The sequence below is a fragment of the Methylorubrum sp. GM97 genome, assembly GCF_024347855.1.
Lineage (GTDB): Bacteria > Pseudomonadota > Alphaproteobacteria > Rhizobiales > Beijerinckiaceae > Methylobacterium > Methylobacterium extorquens.
Genome location: NZ_AP025942.1, coordinates 5154924 through 5173343 on the forward strand (window position 1 = coordinate 5154924; position 18420 = coordinate 5173343).

15 protein-coding genes are annotated in these 18420 nt (G+C 69.5%); 7 read left to right on the plus strand and 8 right to left on the minus strand.

The window, feature by feature from the left end:
• Positions 1-251 precede the first annotated feature (251 nt).
• Together MSPGM_RS23885 and MSPGM_RS23890 are read left to right on the plus strand one after the other, a co-directional pair.
• Positions 252-2588: a right-handed parallel beta-helix repeat-containing protein gene (locus MSPGM_RS23885; protein ID WP_003600878.1), complete on the plus strand. Its 2337-nt coding sequence runs from the start codon at positions 252-254 to the stop codon at positions 2586-2588.
• Positions 2585-3472 carry a glycosyltransferase family 2 protein gene (locus tag MSPGM_RS23890; RefSeq protein ID WP_003600880.1) on the plus strand — a complete coding sequence of 296 codons (888 nt, stop codon included), beginning with the start codon at positions 2585-2587 and terminating at the stop codon, positions 3470-3472. Before MSPGM_RS23885 ends, MSPGM_RS23890 begins: the two co-directional genes overlap by 4 nt.
• 181 nt (positions 3473-3653) lie before the next feature.
• On the opposite strand, the gene MSPGM_RS23895 is transcribed toward MSPGM_RS23890, so the two are convergent.
• The 8 genes from MSPGM_RS23895 to MSPGM_RS23930 form a co-directional block, all read right to left on the minus strand.
• Positions 3654-5720, minus strand: a complete 2067-nt coding sequence (locus tag MSPGM_RS23895) for a YgiQ family radical SAM protein (protein ID WP_003600882.1) — start codon at positions 5718-5720, stop codon at positions 3654-3656.
• Between the two features lie 122 nt (positions 5721-5842).
• The gene (gene mnhG / locus MSPGM_RS23900; protein WP_003600883.1) at positions 5843-6184 is read right to left on the minus strand and encodes a monovalent cation/H(+) antiporter subunit G; all 342 of its coding nucleotides are present in this window, start codon (positions 6182-6184) and stop codon (positions 5843-5845) included.
• The gene (locus MSPGM_RS23905) at positions 6181-6465 is read right to left on the minus strand and encodes a K+/H+ antiporter subunit F (RefSeq protein WP_003600884.1); all 285 of its coding nucleotides are present in this window, start codon (positions 6463-6465) and stop codon (positions 6181-6183) included. Before MSPGM_RS23905 ends, mnhG begins: the two co-directional genes overlap by 4 nt.
• Complete coding sequence (locus MSPGM_RS23910) at positions 6462-6950, minus strand: Na+/H+ antiporter subunit E (RefSeq protein WP_003600885.1); 489 nt, start codon at positions 6948-6950, stop codon at positions 6462-6464. The genes MSPGM_RS23905 and MSPGM_RS23910 overlap by 4 nt, the downstream gene beginning before the upstream one ends.
• Positions 6947-8617, minus strand: a complete 1671-nt coding sequence (locus tag MSPGM_RS23915; protein WP_003600886.1) for a monovalent cation/H+ antiporter subunit D — start codon at positions 8615-8617, stop codon at positions 6947-6949. The genes MSPGM_RS23910 and MSPGM_RS23915 overlap by 4 nt, the downstream gene beginning before the upstream one ends.
• Positions 8614-8982, minus strand: coding sequence for a Na+/H+ antiporter subunit C (locus MSPGM_RS23920; RefSeq protein ID WP_003600887.1), 369 nt, complete (start codon positions 8980-8982; stop codon positions 8614-8616). The genes MSPGM_RS23915 and MSPGM_RS23920 overlap by 4 nt, the downstream gene beginning before the upstream one ends.
• Positions 8982-11921, minus strand: coding sequence for a monovalent cation/H+ antiporter subunit A (locus MSPGM_RS23925; protein WP_003600888.1), 2940 nt, complete (start codon positions 11919-11921; stop codon positions 8982-8984). Before MSPGM_RS23925 ends, MSPGM_RS23920 begins: the two co-directional genes overlap by 1 nt.
• Positions 11922-12356: 435 nt before the next feature.
• Entirely contained in the window at positions 12357-12566 is a 210-nt protein-coding gene (locus MSPGM_RS23930; RefSeq protein ID WP_238507547.1) for a hypothetical protein, read from the minus strand.
• A 473-nt stretch (positions 12567-13039) separates the two neighbouring features.
• Here MSPGM_RS23930 and MSPGM_RS23935 point away from each other — a divergent pair, with 473 nt between their 5' ends.
• The 5 genes from MSPGM_RS23935 to MSPGM_RS23955 are packed head-to-tail and all read left to right on the plus strand — an operon-like array spanning position 13040 to position 18346.
• Positions 13040-14377 (plus strand): nucleotide sugar dehydrogenase, encoded by a 1338-nt coding sequence (locus MSPGM_RS23935; RefSeq protein WP_003600890.1) that lies wholly within the window; start codon positions 13040-13042, stop codon positions 14375-14377.
• Positions 14374-15345 (plus strand): NAD-dependent epimerase/dehydratase family protein, encoded by a 972-nt coding sequence (locus MSPGM_RS23940; RefSeq protein ID WP_003600892.1) that lies wholly within the window; start codon positions 14374-14376, stop codon positions 15343-15345. The genes MSPGM_RS23935 and MSPGM_RS23940 overlap by 4 nt, the downstream gene beginning before the upstream one ends.
• Positions 15346-15355: 10 nt before the next feature.
• The gene (locus tag MSPGM_RS23945) at positions 15356-16294 is read left to right on the plus strand and encodes a GDP-L-fucose synthase family protein (RefSeq protein ID WP_003600893.1); all 939 of its coding nucleotides are present in this window, start codon (positions 15356-15358) and stop codon (positions 16292-16294) included.
• The gene (locus tag MSPGM_RS23950; RefSeq protein WP_261926033.1) at positions 16287-17162 is read left to right on the plus strand and encodes a WecB/TagA/CpsF family glycosyltransferase; all 876 of its coding nucleotides are present in this window, start codon (positions 16287-16289) and stop codon (positions 17160-17162) included. Before MSPGM_RS23945 ends, MSPGM_RS23950 begins: the two co-directional genes overlap by 8 nt.
• Before the next feature lie 11 nt (positions 17163-17173).
• Positions 17174-18346: a glycosyltransferase gene (locus MSPGM_RS23955; protein ID WP_003600895.1), complete on the plus strand. Its 1173-nt coding sequence runs from the start codon at positions 17174-17176 to the stop codon at positions 18344-18346.
• Positions 18347-18420: the final 74 nt, after the last annotated feature.

An 18420-nucleotide genomic window follows, 5' to 3' on the forward strand; every position in this document is an offset into this window, starting at 1 on the left:
TGTGTCCGGGTGAGGGCGAGGTGATGGAGATGCCTGCCGGAAGGAGGCCTGAGCGACCCTAGACGAGGCGGGCGCACGCACCACGCGGACATCGGGAGAGGCGGCGACGATTCCTCGATCGTTCGGGGTACGTCGGAAGTACGGGCCGGCGCGCTCCCGATGCGCCGCCGGCCTCGATTGTCAGGAGGTGCGCCGCCCGCAAGACTTCTCCCCGATCTGAACCGGTGGCGATTGTCGATGGGCGGGTGTTGATGGCAGCGACGACGACCATCCCTGCCCTGTCGCGGGAAAGCCGCCTTGCGGAGTTGTTCCTGGCGGCGCTCGGCATCGCGTTTGCCGGGTACATGATCTTCGGCAAGAGCTTCGCCTATCTCGGCCTGCCGCCGCTCTATGCCGGCGAATTGCTGTTCCTGCTGGGGCTGCTCGCCGCGCTGCGGGCGCGATCGGGCATCAACCTCGTGGCTGGGCTCGCCACCGCACCCGCACTCTGTCTGGCCGCGCTGATGGGCTGGGTGCTGCTGCGGACGCTCACCGGCCTGCGCGAATACCGGGTCGATGCCCTGCGCGACGGCGCGGTCGCGCTCTACGGCGGCTACGCCTTCGTCATGATCGCCCTCCTGCTCGACGATCCGCGCCGGCTCGGGACCCTGCTGCGGATGTTCCGCTGGCTTGCGCGCATCGCAATCCCGATGGCGATCATCGCCTTCATCCTCGGCGACGTGCCGTTCTTCGCGGCGCGGGCGGGCGAACTCTCGGCCCATCTGACCGGTGCCTGCGTTCTGGCGCTGGTCGGCCTCGTCCGGGTCGGGCCGGGCTGGGTCGCCTTCGTCGGCCTCGGCGCGGTGCTCGCCGCCGCCCAGAACCGCGGCTCGATGCTGGCGATCGCGGTGCCGGTCTGCCTCGCCCTTCTGGCGGTCGGGCAATGGAAGCGGATGGCCGCGACGCTGATCCTCGGTGCCGGCCTTCTGGGGGCCGCGGCCGCCCTCGATGTCGAGGTGGAGCTGCCCAACAGCGACCGGCCGGTCAGCGCAGCGGCGGTGGTAAACAACATCGTCAGCATCGTCGCCCCGAGCAGCGGCGGCAACCTCGACGACACCAAGCAGTGGCGGCTGCGCTGGTGGAACACCATCGTCGGCTACACCGTGAACGGGCCTTATTTCTGGACCGGCAAGGGCTTCGGGCCGAATCTGGCCGAGACCGACGGCTACGTGGTCGGGCTGGAGAATGGCGGGCCGACTCTGCGCAGTCCGCACAGCATCCACATGACCTACCTCGCCCGCAGCGGCGTGCCCGGCCTCGCCTTGTGGCTCCTCACCTGCGCCGTCTGGATGGCGGCCATGCTCGCCGCCTTCTGGCGTGCGCGCCGGATGGGCGAGCGGAAATGGGAGAGCTTCTTCCTGTTCATCGCCTGCTACGTCGCCTCGATCGTCATCGATGCGAGCTTCGACGTCGCCCTGGAGGGGCCGATGCTGGCGATTCCGTTCTGGACGCTGATCGGCATCGGCATCGGCGCTGCGATGATCTTCCGGGCGCAGGCTGCCGCCCTCCCGCTCGACAGGCCGTTCCGGCCCGGACGAGTGCGGGGCATGTCCCTAGGCGCGCTCGCCGGTCTCGCGCTCCTCGCGCCCTGGCCCGCTGCGCCCGCCCGTGCCGAAGAGAGCCGGCGCACGGTCAGCGACCCGTCCGGACCCTGCCTCGTGCTGCGCGACGTCTCCGACCGGACGATCGAGAACCTCGACCTCGGGCCGTGCGGCGGCGAGGGGGTGCGGATCGAGCGTTCGCGCAACGTGACGATCCGCAATCTCACGATCCGCGACACCGGGGATGTCGGCATCTATGTCGAGGGGAGCGACGGCGTCATCATCGAGGAGAACCGGATCGACAACACCCTCTCGGGCATCCGCGCGCTCTCCTCCACCGGGGTCGAGGTCCGCTGCAACAGCGTGCGCAACGTCCGGGGTCCGATCCCGGCCGGCCAGTTCGTGCAGTTCGACAAGGTGAAGGGGCCCGGCAACGGCATCTCGTGCAACATCGGCGAGAACGAGCCCGGCCGCGGCGTGCCGGAGGACGCGATCAGCCTGTTCCAATCGCGTGGCGAGCCGGGCCGGCCGATCCTGGTCAGCCGCAACCGCCTCGTCGGCGGCGGTCCGAGCCAGTCCGGCGGCGGGATCATGCTTGGCGACGGCGGCGGCGCCTACCTGGAAGCCCGCGACAACCTGCTGATCGATCCGGGCCAGTACGGGATCGCGGTGGCGAGCGGCAGCCACATGACTATCGCCGGCAACGTGGTGATCGCCCGGCCGCAACTCTTCACCAATGTCGGCATCTCGGTCTGGAACCAGTACGCCGAGCCCTGTCACACGGTGACGGTGAGCGGGAACAGCGTCGATTGGCGTGCCCGCACCGGCCGGCCCAACCCGTGGTGGGACGCCAAGAACTGCGCCGGCACGCTCTGGTCGCTCAACCGGACGCTTTCCCTCGATCCGCAGCGCGAGATCGCGGCTCAAGCCCCCTGCGCCTGCCGGACGGCCGGGCGTACCGCCCAATCCCCCGCCCTACCCAAGACCCCGAAGGAAGCCGCGCGATGAGCGACCCGGTGCAAGGCCGCGTGCAAGACTCCTTGCAAGACCCCGTCGATGCGGAGCGCCCCGACATCGTGGTGCTGGCCCTGGCGCGCAATTGTGCGGCCACCCTCCCCGCCTTCCTGCGCTTCCTGACCTCCCTGAGGGACGCGGGGCTCGATTGCCGCGCCCTTGTCGGCGAAAACGATTCCCGCGACGGCACCGGGGCGCTGCTCTGGGCGGCGCAGGCGCGGGGCGAGCTCAGCCATGTCCCCACCGCCTTCATGGCCGACATCCGCGGCCGGCTGGCGCGGATGGCCCGGGGCCGCGAACATCTCAAGCGCGTGCTCGACGGTCAGGGGCCGGCGCCCGCCTATGTCTGTGTCGCCGACATCGACAACGTCATGGCGCGCCCGCCCGAAGCGGGGGCGGTTCTCGCGGCGTTGGCCAAGCTGGAGCGGCCGGGCCTGTTCGCCGTCTCGGCGGCGTCGCAGCCGCACTATTACGATCTGCTCGCCTACGAGGACGAGGCGGTGAGCTACGAGTACCTTCTCGACGACATCGCCCGCCACCGCCGCGGCGCGCTCGGCTATTACCGCTTCTTCTCCGATACGATCTACCCGGCGCAAAGCGCGCTGACGCGGGAGCGCGAGACCACCTGCCTCTCGGCCTTCAATGGGCTGACACTCTACCGCGGTGCGGATTACCGGCTCGGCTCCTATCTCGACGACGATTACGCGCGCTGCGAGCACCTCACTCTCAACCGCCGCATCGCCGCCGCCACGGGCCGGCGGATGCTGGTCGATCCGGGCCTCGTCCTGCGCACCCCCGGCGACCACGCCCAGCGCGGGTTTCTCTCGTTCTACGCGAGCCGGGTGCGGAAGATGGCGGTGGCGCGGCTGCGGGGGTGACGGGTGCCGCCGGTGGTGGCTCGGCAAGAGGCTCTTCCGGCCATGCCCCCTCACCTCCGGCTGCCGCCCCGCCAGGCTCCCCGACGAAGGGCGAGACGTGGCCCTCTCCCCGCGTGCGGGGGGCGGAATCAACGGTTCCCGAAAGCGATCAACCGGAAACCGTCTCGGACGCGTGAGGCCGTCATTTCCTGAACGGCACGCCCTTCGTGGTGAAACGCTGCCCGCCACCCGCGGCGCGTATGGGGCGCGGCTGGCCTCGCCCCTTGCTCACGCCTGTGCCTGTTCCCGGCGGCTGCGAGAACGGCACGAGCTGGTCCGGCCTCGGCCCGATCAGATCCGCACGGCCCATCTCGCGCAGCGCCTCGCGAAGCAGGGGCCAGTTCTCGGGGTCGTGGTAGCGCAGGAACGCCTTGTGCAGCCGGCGCTGCCGCAGGCCCTTGATCGCATCGACAGGCTCGCTGCCGCCGCGGCGCACGCCCTGCAACGGGTTGATCTCGGTGTGATACATGGTCGTGGCCGTCGCCATGGGCGAGGGCAGGAAGGTCTGCACCTGGTCGGCACGGTAGTCGTTTTTCTTGAGCCAGAGGGCGAGGTTCAGCATGTCCTCGTCGGTCGTGCCCGGATGCGCCGCGATGAAATACGGGATCAGGTAGTATTTCTTGCCGGCCTTCTTGGCAGCGGCGTCGAACATTTCCTTGAAGCGGTCATAGGTCCCGATCCCCGGCTTCATCATCAGGTCGAGGGGACCGCGCTCGGTGTGCTCGGGCGCGATCTTCAGACGGCCGCCGACATGGTGGGTCACGAGCTCCTCGACGTATTCGGGGCTTCGGACCGCGAGGTCGTAGCGCACGCCGGAGGCGACCATCACCTTCTTGACGCCCTTCACCTCGCGGACCTTGCGATAGAGCCGGATCAGGTCGTCGTGCGAGGTGTTCAGGTTGGGGCAGATGTCCGGGAAGACGCAGGACGGCAGCCGGCACGCCGCCTCGATCTTCGGGTCCTTGCAGGCCATCCGGTACATGTTTGCGGTCGGCCCGCCGACATCCGAGATCACGCCGGTGAAGCCCGGCGTCTTGTCGCGGATCCGCTCGATCTCGCGCAGGATCGAGCCCTCCGAGCGGTTCTGGATGACGCGGCCCTCGTGCTCGGTGATGGAGCAAAAGGTGCAGCCGCCGAAGCAGCCGCGCATGATCGTCACCGAGAACTTGATCATGTCCCAGGCGGGAATCTTCGCGTCGCCGTAGGACGGGTGGGGCGCGCGGGCATAGGGCAGGTCGTAGACCGAATCCATCTCGTCGCTGGTCAGCGGGATCGGCGGCGGGTTCAGCCACAGGTCGCGGTCGCCGTGGCGCTGGACGAGCGGGCGCGCGTTGCCGGGATTGGCCTCGCGGTGCAGCACGCGCGAGGCGCGGGCATAGGCCTCCTTGTCGTCCTTGACCTCGTCGTAGGCGGGGAGCCGGATCACGGTGTCGCCGGGCCGGCGGGCGGCGGCCTCGTCCGTCGAGTCGAGATCGTCGGCGGGCAGCTCGGTGTAATGCTCGGGCACGCGGCGGAACAGGGCGACGCCCCGGACTGACTCGAGTTCGTGCGGCGCTTCGCCGGCCGCGAGGCGGTTCGCCACCTCGACCACGGCGCGCTCGGCATTGCCGTAGAGGAGCAGATCCGCTTTCGCATCCGCCAGGATCGAGCGGCGCACCTTGTCGGACCAGTAATCGTAGTGAGCGATCCGGCGCAGCGAGGCCTCGATGCCGCCGAGCACGATCGGCACGTCCTTGTAGGCCTCGCGGCAGCGCTGCGTGTAGACGATGGTGCAGCGGTCTGGCCGCCGGCCGCCTTCCCCGCCGGCCGTGTAGGCGTCGTCATGGCGCAGCCGGCGGTCCGCCGTGTAGCGGTTCACCATCGAATCGAGGTTGCCGCCGGTAACGCCGAAGAACAGACGCGGCTTGCCCAGAGCCTTGAACGGCTCCGCCGACTGCCAGTCGGGCTGCGCGATGATGCCGACCCGGAACCCCTGCGCTTCGAGCAGCCGGCCGATGATCGCCATGCCGAAGCTGGGGTGATCCACGTAGGCGTCACCGGTCACCAGCACGATGTCGCAGGCGTCCCACCCGAGCGCCGTCATCTCGGCGCGGCTCATCGGCAGGAACGGCGCAGCCGTTCCGGGGGGCGGTTTGCAGGCCAAGGGGGCCACGGGAGCCAAGGGGGCTACGGGAGCCAAGGATCGCTCAGTTGAAGCTCGGAGTTCCATGGGGCTATCCATAGGCCGCCAAGGCCGCGAGCTCAACGAAGGGCAAGAGCGGCCGGCCGTCGCCCCTCGATCCCGACCCGCTGCGATGAGCGGGCCCGGCGCCGGCCCTCACGCCAAAAACATCACGGCTCGGGCGGGGCCTTCGGGTTCTTCTCGGTGCGGTCGCGGTGGGCGGCGGCGCGGGCGAGCAGCAGCATCGTCACCGGCGTGGTGATGGTGATGAACAGGCCGATCAGCACGTCGCGCAGGACGATGTGGCCCTCGATCAGCGACAGCAGCAGCATCGAGCCGGCCAGGATCAGGAAGGCGCCGAGCGTGGCCCCGAGCGTCGGGGCGTGGACGCGCTCGTAGAAGGTCTTCAGGCGGATGAGCCCGAGCGCGCCGGTCAGCGAGAAGCCGGCGCCGCCGAGCGCCAGCGCCACGACGATCCAGGCCGCCCAGGCGGGCAGGTCGGCGCCGGTCACTGGATCACCTCGCCCTGCATCAGGAACTTGGCGAGCGCCACGGTGGCGGTGAAGCCGATCATGCCGAGGATCAGCGCGCCCTCGAAATAGAGGCCGCTGCCGGTGCGCATGCCGTGGACGACGATCGCCAGCATGCCGTTGAGGTAGAGCGTATCGAGGCCGAGGATGCGGTCCTGGGCGCGGGGGCCGCGCAGCATCCGCCACGCGGCCAGCGCCATCGCCAGCACCAGCATGCCTTGGGCGAGGCCGAGGCCCCAATCGAGGACGGTGGCGGCGCTCACGCGAAGATCTCCATGAGGGGGCGCTCGTAGCGGTCCTTGACGCGGCGGACCCAGCCCTCGCTGTCGGTGTCGTCGAGAAGGTGCATCAGCAGGCGCCCGGTATGGGAATCGTACTGGACCCAGAGGGTGCCGGGCGTCGCGGTCAGGATGATCGACAGCACCGACAGGCCGAACGGCGTCGTCATGTCGAGGGGGACCGAGACGAAGCCGGTGCGCCGCTCGCCGCGATGCAGGCCGAGGATGATCTTGGCCACGTCGATGTTGGAGCGCAGCATGTCGTAGAGGACGGTGAACAGCAGCCGCACGGCGAGACCGGGGCGGCGGACCCGCACCGGTCTGGGGCGCAGCGCCCGCATCACCGCCGGCACGGTCAGCCCGACGAGGAGCGCGAGCAGAACGTTGCCCGGCGTCGGCGGTGCGTTCAGCAGCAGCCACATCAGGACGAGGCCGGCGGAGAGGAAGGGGTGGGGCAGAAGCGCGTTCATGGCCTTGCCCCCGCTGCACCGTTGCCTGCGCCGCCGTTGCCTACGCTGCTCTTGCCTGCACTGCTCTTGCCCGCTTCACCTTTGCCCGAATCGAGGACGGCGCGGACGTAGTCCTGCGGCTGCGACAGCCAGCGCACGGTGGCCTCGCTGTAGGCGAGCGCCGGCCCGCCCCACAGCGCGAGCGCGATGCAGGCCGCGAGCAGGACGCTGAGGCTTGCGAGTTCCGGCGTCCGCATCGTCGGCGGCGGGTCGTCATGGGGCACCCACAGGCTGAAGATGCCGAGCCGCACCAGGGGAATCAGGGTGCCGAGGCTGGAAAGCGTGAGCGCGGCGATCAGCCACCAGGCCGAGGCGGTCATGGTGTTCGAGGCGAGCCCCGAGAACATCGCCAGCTTGCCGACGAAGCCCGAGAGCGGCGGGATGCCGGCGAGCATCAGCGTGCAGAGCAGGAAGCCGCTGCTGAGGATCGCCACGGCCGCGGGGATCGCCCGGCCGACCTCGACGGCGTCGGCATCGTCGAAGGGATCGCGGTACTCGTCGGCGAAGACGGGTTGGGCCGCATCCGCCGGGTCGCGGGCGCGCTGCAGGATCTCGGCCAGGAGGAACAGGGCGCCGGCCGCGCAGGTCGAGCCGACGAGGTAGTAGAGCGCGCCGGAGAGCGCCGCCGCGCTGCCGGTGCCGAGTGCCGCGAGCACCGTGCCCGACGAGATCATCACCGCGTAGCCCGCCGCCCGCGTCAGATGGCGCGCGGCCAGGATGCCGAAGGTGCCGAAGGCGATGGTCGCGAGGCCGGTGACGAGGATCCAGCTCTGGCCGAACCCTGCCGAGCTGCCGTCCCCGAACAGGAGCAGGCTGAGGCGGATCACGACGTAGACGCCGACCTTGCTGAGGATCGCCAGGATCGCCGCCGCGGGGGCGGTGGCGGCGGAATAGGTGGTCGGCAGCCAGAAGCCGAGGGGCCAGGCGCTGCACTTGATGAGGAAGGCGATACCGAGCACGGCGCAGCCGACCTCGAACAAAGCGGCCTCGGCCGGAGGGCTCGCGAGCCGCCGGGCGAGGTCGGCCATGTTGAGCGTGCCCATCGTGCCGTAGATCAGGCTGACACCGATGAGGAAGAACAGCGAGGCGACGAGGTTGACGGCGATGTAGCCGAGGCCCGCCCGGATGCGGGTCTCGCCCGAGCCGTGCAGGACAAGGCCGTAGGAGGCGGCCAGCATCACCTCGAAGAACACGAATAGGTTGAACACGTCACCGGTGAGGAAGGCGCCGTTCACCCCCATCAGCAGCAGCAGGAAAAGGCCGTGGAAGCGCGGGCCGGCCCGGCCCCAGCGCGCGAAGGAGAAGACGAGGGCGGCAAGTCCCAGCACGCCGGCCAGCGTCAGCATCACCGCCGAGAGCCGGTCGGCCACCAGCACGATGCCGTAGGGCGCCGCCCAGTTGCCGAGGTGGTAGACCTCCGGCGCCTCGGCCGCCCGGCCGACGAGGGCGAGGGCGATGCCGAGGAGCACCAGCACGGTGGCGAGACTGATCGCCGACTTCAGGCGGTGGCGCCGCTCGTCCATCAGGAACATGACACCGGCGGCGGCGATCGGCAGCACGATCGGCAGGACGACGAGATGATCGGACCACAGGACCGCGCCGGGGCCGCTCAAGAGGGGCGCGTTCATGGATGCGGGTTCTCCGGCGTGGGTTCGGCGTGATGCGGCTCCCGGCCGTCGACGTGATCGCTGCCGGTGATGCCGCGGGCTGCGAGCAGCACCACGAGGAAGAGGGCGGTGAGCGCGAAGCTGATCACCAGCGCGGTGAGCACCAGCGCCTGCGGCACCGGATCATCGACCGAGACGGTCTCGGGCCCGGCCCCGAGCACCGGCGGCGCGCCGACGGTGAGCCGGCCCATGGCGAAGATGAACAGGTTGACGGCGTAGCTCAGCAGGGAGAGCCCGAGCGCCACCTGGAAGGTGCGCGGGCGCAGCATCAGCCACACACCGGAGGCGGCGAAGACGCCGATTCCGGCCGACAGCACGATCTCCATTACGCCGTCTCCTCGCCGGCCTGTTCGGCATCCAGTTCGGCCTCCGCCTCAGCGCTGCGGGTGCGGCGCAGGGATTGGTGCGCGAGCGCCACCAGCATCAGCGCGCTCGCGCCCACCACCAGCACCATGATCCCGAGATCGAACACCAGGGCGCTCGCCGCCGGGACCTTGCCGAGCAGCGGCAACTCCCAATAGGCGAAGTAGGCGGTGAGGAAGGGTCGCCCGAACGCCCACGAGGCCGCGCCGGCGCCCACCGCGATGAGCAGGCCGAGACCGATCCACGAGATCGGCTGAATGCGCAGGCGCTCCTCCACCCACCGCGCGCCGCAGGCCATGTATTGCAGGATGAAGGCGATGGTGAGCGCGATGCCCGCCGCGAAGCCGCCGCCGGGCAGGTCGTGGCCGCGCAGGAACAGGTGCAGCGACAGCAGGACGATGAACGGGAACAGCCACGTCATCACCACCCGCGGCACCATCAGGGCGTCGGCGGTGGTGTCGCCGGGTTTGCGGCCCTCGCGGGCGCGGTCGTAGGCGTCGTGGTGGTGCTGCTGCTTGGGACGCTCCAGGCTGTCCGGGGCCGGGCGGAAGCGGCGCAGCAGCGCGAACACGGTCAGCCCGACGATGCCGAGCACCGAGATTTCGCCCAGCGTGTCGAAGGCGCGGAAATCGACTAGCAGCACGTTGACGACATTGCGCCCGCCCGCCTGCGGATAGGCCTCCTCGATGAACCAGCGCGCGATGCCGTCACCGGCCGGGCGGGTCATCACGGCGTAGGCGAGGCCGGCGAGCCCCAGCCCGGCAAAGCTGGCGATGCAGAGATCGACGAGGCGGCGGCGCCGGGCCCGCGCCTTCTCGGCGGCGGGCGCGGGAATCGCCCGGTCGCGCTTGGGCAGCCAGCGCAGGCCCAGCAGCAGCATGACGGTGGTGACGATCTCGACGAGGATCTGCGTCACTGCCAGATCCGGCGCCGAGAGCCAGAGGAAGGTCAGGCTGCTGACGAGGCCGGCCCCGCCGACGAAGATCGTGGCCGAGAGGCGATGATACTTCGCCCGTTCCGCCGCACCGATCGCGCAGGCGCCGCCGACGAGCCACATCAGCGCGAAGGCGGGATCGAACGGCGTGAGCCGGCCGAGCGCGAAGAGGTCGAGCCCGCGGGCGACGCCGGTCGCCAGCGCGGCGAGCAGGGCGGCGAGGAACAGGATGCGCAATTGCGGCTGGAGCCGCTCGGCGCCGAAGGCCCGTTCCAGCAGGCGGGCGCCCTTCGTCAGCCCGGTCATCACGCGCTCGAACACCCAGCCGCCGTCGAGGCGGTCCATCAGCCAGGGGCCGCCGCGGGGATTGGTGTTGATGCGCTTTCCGAACAGGACGTAGAGCAGCACGCCGCCGACGAGGGCGATCATGCTGAGCGCCAGCGGTGCGTTGAAGCCGTGCCAGATCGCGAGGCTGTAGGTCGGGGTCTCCGCGCCGAACACCGCGCTCACCGCCCGTTCCAGGGCCGGGCCGATGGTGAGGTTCGGGACGAGGCCGATGGCGATGCAGGCGAGCACCAGCATCTCGATCGGGATGCGCATCCACCGCACCGGCTCGTGCGGCGTCTTCGGCAGATCGTGCGGGGGCGGGCCGAAGAAGGTCTGGCGGATGAAGCGCAGCGAGTAGAGCATGGTGAAGGCGCTGGCCAGCGTCGCCAGCACCGGCAGGGCAATATGGATCGGGTGGTCGCCCATGTTGTCGACCGCCTCGGAGAGGAACATCTCCTTCGAGAGGAAGCCGTTGAGCAGCGGCACGCCGGCCATCGCCGCGGCGGCGACCATGGCGAGCGTGCCGGTATAGGGCATCGCCCGCCACAGGCCGGAGAGGCGGCGCATGTCGCGCGTGCCGGTCTCGTGGTCGATGATGCCGACCGCCATGAACAGCGAGGCCTTGAAGGTCGCGTGGTTCACCGTGTGGAAGATCGCGGCGACCACGGCGAGCGGCGAGTTGAGGCCGAGCAGCAGCGTGATCAGCCCGAGATGGCTGATGGTCGAGTAGGCGAGCAGACCCTTCAGGTCGTGCTGGAAGATCGCGCTCCACGAGCCGATCAGCAGGGTCGCCATGCCGGCGCTGCCGACGATCCAGTACCACGCGTCGGTGCCCGCGAGCACCGGCCACAGGCGGATCATCAGGAAGATGCCGGCCTTCACCATGGTGGCCGAATGCAGGTAGGCGCTGATCGGCGTCGGCGCCGCCATCGCCCGCGGCAGCCAGATGTGGAACGGGAACTGCGCCGACTTGGTGAGCGCGCCCATGAGCACCAGCACCAGGGCCGGCAGGTAGAGCGGGCTGTTGCGGATCGTGTCGCCCGAGGCCAGCACGGTGGCCAGATCGTAGCTGCCGACGATGCGTCCGATCAGCACCGTCCCGACGAGCAGGCACAGGCCGCCCGCCGCGGTGATGGTGAGCGACATCCGCGCGCCGTCACGGGCCGCGGCGTTGTCGTACCAGTAGCCGATCAGCAGGAACGAGACGATGCTCGTCAATTCCCAGAACAGGACGAGCTGGATCAGGTTGCCGGAGAGAACGATGCCGAGCATCGCGCCGACGAAGGCGAGAAAATAAGAGAACAGCCGCGGCACCGGGTCGGCGGCGGCCATGTAGTAGCGCGCGTAGAGCACCACCAGCGCGCCGATGGCGAGCACCAGCACGGCGAACAGCCACGCGAGCCCGTCGAGCCGCAGGACGAGGTTGACGCCGAGGCTCGGCAGCCACTCGACCGCGTGGACGACGGTGCCGCCCTCGGCCAGTTGCGGCGTGAGCGCGAGGATGCAGCCGAGGCTGGCCAGGGTCACGAACCCGGCGAGCACGGCCGCGGCGGTGCGCGCATGACTCGGCAGGGCGCCCGTGAGCACGGAGCCCGCGAAGGGGAGGATCGCGGCGGCGGCGAGAAAAGCGTTGGACGACATCAACCCTGGCGAGATGCAGGCTCGGGAACAGCCTGAAGGACGAAAGGGGACCGCGCGTGAGAGTGATACGGTTTCCGCTCGATTCGAAGCGGGAAGCGTATCGCCCAGCCTGCGCAGCGCTCAAGCGAAGCCCCAATCCGCTATCCCTATGGGATCGTCGGAATTTGGGTTGAGACCACTCGCCCTGGTGGGCGTGGCACTCGCTGATGCACTTAAGGCATGTCCGGCGGTTCGACCGCAAGGGAATGGCGAGGAAAAGGCGAAATCGGCCCGATGGTTGCGCGGCGTGAGAATCCACACCTTGCCCCCGAACGCACCTCGATGCGGAGGTGACGCCGGTGGGCAACCGCGGCGCCATCCTCACGGTCTCTCACAAAACGCGCTGCTATGACCGGCCCGAGGCCGGCCGGCGGCCGGGCGTTTGCTGAACCATCCTCAGAGCGGGAAGGCCGACAGCGCCTGTTCGAGCGCCCGCCGTGCCATCTGCCGCGCGGCGGCCTCCGTCTGCGTTTCGGATTCAATGGCGGGCACCCGGACCGTCGCCGAGACCTCGACGATGTCGCGTCCCGCATCCGGCCTGCCGAACAGAACCCGCACCACCACCTGCCGCCGGCCGTCGATCACGTCCTGCGTTTCCTGGGTCATCCGAACCGGCATCCGTGTCTCCCTTCAAGCCGGTGGCGCCCGATGCGCCCCGCCGTCTCCGGCAGGACGAACGAAGCGCGGGGCGAAGCGTTGCTTGGGCGGCGCCGGGGCAGGCTGAGGCTATGGGCCGCGCGGGCGCAGCGGGATTGAAACGGCGCGGCGGGTGAACGGATCGCGATCCCCTGCCCCGGTCGACCCGACAAGAATCAAATGTTCCGCCCGTCGGACTCCGTCCGTTGACCGTCGAAAGTCCCGAAATCTTCGCGCGACGAACTCTGAGTGTCCGCTGACGGGCCGTTGATCCCGTTTTGATACGGTTTTCCGCAGGCACAGGCTTTGCTGAACTGGTCACAGTTCAATCCCGACGGTTTCGGCCGTCCCGGGGTGGAGCGGTGACGGGCGAGCGCTTGCGCCGTGCCGAATTCCCAATCGGGTCAGAGATTCCGACGATCGATCGCAGACGGGACCAAGTTATGGACGCCAGAAAAGCTCCCAACGTCGTCATCATCGGTCTCGGTTATGTCGGCCTGACCCTGTCCGTCGCCCTGGCCCGCCGCGGTGTCCAGGTCTACGGCATCGAGAAGCGGTCCGACGTCGTCGAGAAGACCAATGCCGGCGTGCCGCATTTCGCCGAGGTGGGGCTTCAGGCCGCCCTCGCCGACGTCGTGAAGAAGGGCCGCTTCGTCGCGAGCACCACGACGCACGATGTGCCGCGGGCCGAGTACTACATCATCACGGTCGGCACCCCGCTCTATCCCGGCTCGCACGAGCCGCGTCTCGACATGATCGAGGAGGCGACCCGCGAGGTGGCCGAGCACTTCACCGAGGGCGCCACGGTGATCCTGCGCTCGACCGTGCGGATCGGCACGACGACGGGCGTGGTCAAGCCGATCCTCGACCGCACCGGCACGCCCTACCACCTCGCCATGTGCCCTGAGCGGACGCTCGAAGGCGACGCGATGCGCGAACTCATCAACCTGCCGCAGATCGTCGGCGGCGAGACGCCCGACGCCTCCGACGCGGCGGCCGCCCTGTTCAGCCGCCTGACCCACACCATCGTGCGGGTCGCGAGCCCGGAGACGGCGGAGATGATCAAGCTCGTCGACAACACCTCGCGCGACGTCCACTTCGCCTTCGCCAACGAGGTGGCGCGGGCCTGCGACGCGCTCGGCATCAACGCCAACGACGTCATCCGCTACGGCAAACTCGGCTACACCCGCACCAATGTCGCCGCGCCGGGCCTCGTCGGCGGTCCCTGCCTGGAGAAGGACCCGCACATCCTGCTCTCCTCGGTCTCGGGCCAGGGCGTGAACCTCGAGATCACCGCGGCCTCCCGCCTCGTCAACGAGCGCCAGCCGGCGGAGACGGTGGGCAGCCTCGTCGAGCGGCTGCGGGCCCGCCGCGCCGGACCGTTCAAGGCCGTGGTCGCCGGCCTCGCCTTCAAGGGCCGCCCGGAGACCGACGACCTGCGCGGGTCGATGTCGCTCCACGTCATCCGCGAGATGATGGCGACCGAGCAGTTTTCGGAAATCCGCGTCTATGACGGCGTGGTGCCGATGGACCACATCCGGGCGATCTCGTCGGGGCTGACGCCCTACGACAGCCTCGCCGCCGCCTGCGAGGGCGCCGACGTGCTCGTGATCGCCAACAACCATCCGGAATATTCGAAGATCGATCTGGAAACGATCATCGGTACGATGTCGGATGACGCCTTCGTCTACGATTACTGGAACAACCTCAGCGAGATGCCGGCGGAGGTTCTGGAAAATCGCTACGTCACCGTGGGCAACCTCGTGGGTAAGTTTCAATGAGCAGACTGGCTGTCACCGGGGCGGGCGGATTCATCGGCGCCCACCTCACCCGCGCGCTCCTGGCCGAGGGGCACGAGGTCGTCGCGATCGACAACTACATCCGCGGACAAGCCTCGCGGCTCGCCAACGCCCAGGGCGCGATCGAGCGGGTGACGCTCGACGTGCGCGACAAGGATGCGCTGGTCGAGTCGCTCCGGGGCGTCGAGTGCGTGTTTCATCTGGCCGCCGTCAACGGCACGGAGAACTTCTACACGCAGCCGCAGCTCGTGCTCGATGTCGGCGTGCGCGGCGCGCTTGCCGTCTCCGAAGGCTGTATCGAGGCCGGCGTGCCCGATCTCGTCGTCGCCTCCTCGGCGGAGGTCTACCAGACCCCGCGCGTGGTGCCGACGGACGAGACCATCGAGATGGTGATCCCCGACTCGCTCAACCCGCGCTACTCCTACGGCGGGTCGAAGCTGATCTCGGAACTCATCGCCTTCAACTATTGCCGCGACAAGCTGCGCAAGGTCCAAGTCTTCCGCCCGCACAACATTTACGGGCCGGATATGGGCTGGAAGCACGTCGTGCCGCAGCTCATCGAGAAGATCGTCGCGGCCGGTGACGGCGGATCGATCACGCTCCAGGGCGACGGCAGCGAGACCCGCGCCTTCTGCTACGTCAGCGACGTCGTCGACGGCATCGTCCGGATGTGGCGCGACGGCGCGAGCATGAACGTCTACCACATCGGCTCGATGGAGGAGGTCGCGATCCGCGATCTCGCCCGGATCACCGCGGAGGCGCTCGGCACCCGCGTCGATCTGATCGCCGGACCGGCCGCCGCCGGGGCGACGCCGCGCCGCTGCCCCGACATCGGCAAGATGCAAGCGATCGGCTACGCGCCGAGCGTTTCCCTGGTCCAGGGCATCGAGCGCACGGTCGCGTGGTACCGCGAGAACCCGGCGCCGACCGATTCCAACCCGCTTCTGTAGGGGCCGACCGATGCACAGCTTGGCGGGCAAGACCGTCTTCGTCGCCGGACATCGCGGCCTCGTCGGCAGCGCTCTGGTACGGCGTTTGAAGGGTGAGGATTGCGAGGTCCTCACCGCGACGCGGGCGGAACTCGACCTGTGCGATCAGGCCGCCGTGCGCGCCTGGATGCGGGACCGGCGGCCGGACGCGGTGTTCCTGGCCGCGGCCAAGGTCGGCGGGATTCTGGCCAACGCGACCTACCCGGCCGACTTCCTCTACGAGAACCTGATGATCGAGGCCAACGTCATCGAGGCGGCGTTCCGCGAAGATGTCGGCAAGCTGCTGTTCCTCGGATCGAGCTGCATCTACCCGAAATTCGCCGAACAGCCGATCGTCGAGTCGAGCCTGCTCACCGGATCGCTGGAACCGACCAACGAGTGGTACGCGGTCGCCAAGATCGCCGGGATCAAGCTGGCCCAGGCCTATCGCCAGCAGCACGGCCGCGACTTCATCTCGGCCATGCCGACCAACCTGTACGGGCCGGGCGACAATTTCGACCTCAATTCCAGCCACGTCCTGCCGGCCCTGATCCGCAAGGCGCACGAGGCCAAGCGCTCCGGCGCGAAGGAGATGGTGATTTGGGGCACCGGTTCGCCGCGTCGTGAGTTCCTGCACGTCGATGACTGCGCCGACGCCTGCGTGCACCTGATGAAGACCTATTCGGAGGCCGAGCACGTCAATGTCGGCTCGGGCGAGGACATCCCGATCTACGACCTGACCCGCCTCGTCTGCGACGTCGTCGGGTTCGAGGGCGAAATCGTCCGCGATCCGAGCAAGCCCGACGGCACCCCGCGCAAGCTGATGTCGGCGGACAAGCTGCGCGGCCTCGGCTGGGCGCCGAAGGTGCCGCTGCGGGACGGCATCGCCGCGACCTATGCGTGGTTCCAGGAGCACGTCGCCCATGGCTGAGATCGAGGGAAGCCTGTCCATGGATGCCGTGGCCATCCCGGCCTCCGGGCCCTACGCGCTCCGGATCAACCGGAACGATCCCTACCTCGTCCAGGCGGACGGGCCGGCGGCGCATCGTCTCCCGGCGACCCGCATCCTCGGCGTGCCGGTGAGCGTCATCGACATGCCGTTCGCCGTGCGCACCATCATCGGCTGGGCGCGAGCGCGTCGCACCAGCATGATCTGCGTGCGCGACGTGCACGGCATCATGTGCGCCCAGGACCAGCCCGATCTGAGGGCCGCGCACGAGCGGGCCAGCATGATCACTCCGGACGGCGCGCCGCTCACGATCATCAGCCGGTTCTTCCGCGCGCACGGCACCGGCCGCGTTCCGGGCCCCTCGCTGATGGAGGAGATGTTCGCCGCCACGCAGAACACCGGGATTCGCCACTATCTCTACGGCGGCAAGGAGGGCGTGGCCGAGCAGGTTGCTGCGAATTTCGCCCACAAATATCCCGGCACGGAAGTCTGCGGCCTCGCTTGCCCGCCCTTCGGCGCCGTCGCGCCCGATCTCGACGCGCGGCTCACGGATGCGATCAAGGCGGCCGAGCCGCACATCGTCTGGGTCGGCATGTCGACGCCCAAGCAGGACATCTGGATGAACGATCACCTCGATCGTTTGCCGGGCATGGTGCTGATCGGTGTTGGCGCCGCCTTCGATTTCCATTCCGGGGCGGTCAAGCGCGCGCCGAAATTCATGCAGGTGCTTGCCCTCGAATGGCTGCACCGGCTCCTGAGCGAGCCCCGGCGGCTGTGGCGGCGCTATCTCGTCATGGCGCCCGTCTTCCTGTGGAAGATCGCGCGCCAGCCCGAGCCACGCCGGTCGTAAGGAGCCCTGTGTTGCGCGTCCTCATCGTCCACAACCACTACCAGATCCGGGGCGGCGAGGACGCGGTGGTGGAGCACGAGGCCGCGGCCCTGGCCGCGGCCGGCTGCACGGTCGAGACCCTGGCCTTCCACAACGACGAGATCCGCACGCCGCTGGATCGCCTGCGCACGGCGTTCGAGGCGCCGCATGCGCCCCGCGGCATCGCCCGCGTCGTCGCGGCAGTGGAGCGCTTCCGGCCGGACGTGGTCCACGCCCACAACACCTTTCCGCTGGTCTCGCCCGCCATGCATGGGGTGGTGCGGGCGCTCGGCCCGGTGACCGTGCAGACGCTGCACAATTTCCGTCTCGCCTGCGCAGGCGCCATGCTGATGCGCGACGGCGCGCCCTGCGAGACCTGTCTCACCGGCTCCTCCTACGCGGCGGTGCGCCACGGTTGCTATCGCGGCTCGCGGCTCGGCACGTTTGCCGTGGCGCGGATGATCGACCGGCACCGCCGCACCGGCACCTGGACGCGGGACGTCGATGCCTTCGTCGCGCTGACCGAGTTCGCCCGCGGTCGCTTCATCGCGGCGGGTTTGCCGGCGCAGCGCATCTTCGTGAAACCCAACGGCCTGCCCGATCCGGGGCCGCCGAGTGAGGGCCCGCGCGAGGGCATCCTGTTCGCCGGCCGCCTCAGCCCCGAGAAGGGCGTCGAGATCCTGAAGGGGGCCGGCGCGCTCCTTACCGCACCGGTCGATGTCGCGGGCGAAGGGCCGCTGCGGGAGATGCTGGAGGGGGCGCCGGGCCTCAACCTGCTCGGTGCCCTGCCCCGCGCGGAGATGCGGGCGCGGATGGGCCGGGCCGTCGCCCTCGTCGTGCCCTCGCTCTGGTACGAGGGTCTGCCGATGGTCGTGGCCGAGGCCTATGCGGCGGGCACGCCGGTGATCGCCTCGCGGATCGGTGCGCTCGCCGGTCTCGTCGAGGACGGCGTGACGGGCCTGCTGGTGACGCCGGGCGATCCGGCCGACCTCGCCCAGGCCATCGAGCGGTTGCGCGCCCGGCCAGAGGAAGCCCAGCGGATGGGTGTGGCCGCCCGTGCCGCCTACCTGCGCGACTGGACCGAGACGGCGACGACCGCCACGCTGCTGACGGTCTATCGCTCGGCGCTCGCTGCACGGATGCGGGACGGGCGCGCCATCGCCTGAGGACGCGCGCCTTATCAGGGTACGAGCAGGTCCGCGGATGGGGCCCGACCTCATCCCTGATCCGGTCGATCCCT

Excerpts from the sequence above, each read along its gene's own strand:
- MSPGM_RS23930 (WP_238507547.1), bottom strand. The coding sequence starts at position 12,566 with ATGACCCAGGAAACGCAGGACGTGATCGACGGCCGGCGGCAGGTGGTG.
- MSPGM_RS23920 (WP_003600887.1), bottom strand. The coding sequence starts at position 8,982 with ATGGAGATCGTGCTGTCGGCCGGAATCGGCGTCTTCGCCGCCTCCGGT.
- MSPGM_RS23945 (WP_003600893.1), top strand. The coding sequence starts at position 15,356 with ATGCACAGCTTGGCGGGCAAGACCGTCTTCGTCGCCGGACATCGCGGC.
- MSPGM_RS23895 (WP_003600882.1), bottom strand. The coding sequence starts at position 5,720 with ATGGAACTCCGAGCTTCAACTGAGCGATCCTTGGCTCCCGTAGCCCCC.
- MSPGM_RS23910 (WP_003600885.1), bottom strand. The coding sequence starts at position 6,950 with ATGAACGCGCTTCTGCCCCACCCCTTCCTCTCCGCCGGCCTCGTCCTG.
- MSPGM_RS23935 (WP_003600890.1), top strand. The coding sequence starts at position 13,040 with ATGGACGCCAGAAAAGCTCCCAACGTCGTCATCATCGGTCTCGGTTAT.
- MSPGM_RS23890 (WP_003600880.1), top strand. The coding sequence starts at position 2,585 with ATGAGCGACCCGGTGCAAGGCCGCGTGCAAGACTCCTTGCAAGACCCC.
- MSPGM_RS23885 (WP_003600878.1), top strand. The coding sequence starts at position 252 with ATGGCAGCGACGACGACCATCCCTGCCCTGTCGCGGGAAAGCCGCCTT.
- MSPGM_RS23940 (WP_003600892.1), top strand. The coding sequence starts at position 14,374 with ATGAGCAGACTGGCTGTCACCGGGGCGGGCGGATTCATCGGCGCCCAC.
- MSPGM_RS23925 (WP_003600888.1), bottom strand. The coding sequence starts at position 11,921 with ATGTCGTCCAACGCTTTTCTCGCCGCCGCCGCGATCCTCCCCTTCGCG.
- MSPGM_RS23950 (WP_261926033.1), top strand. The coding sequence starts at position 16,287 with ATGGCTGAGATCGAGGGAAGCCTGTCCATGGATGCCGTGGCCATCCCG.
- MSPGM_RS23915 (WP_003600886.1), bottom strand. The coding sequence starts at position 8,617 with ATGAACGCGCCCCTCTTGAGCGGCCCCGGCGCGGTCCTGTGGTCCGAT.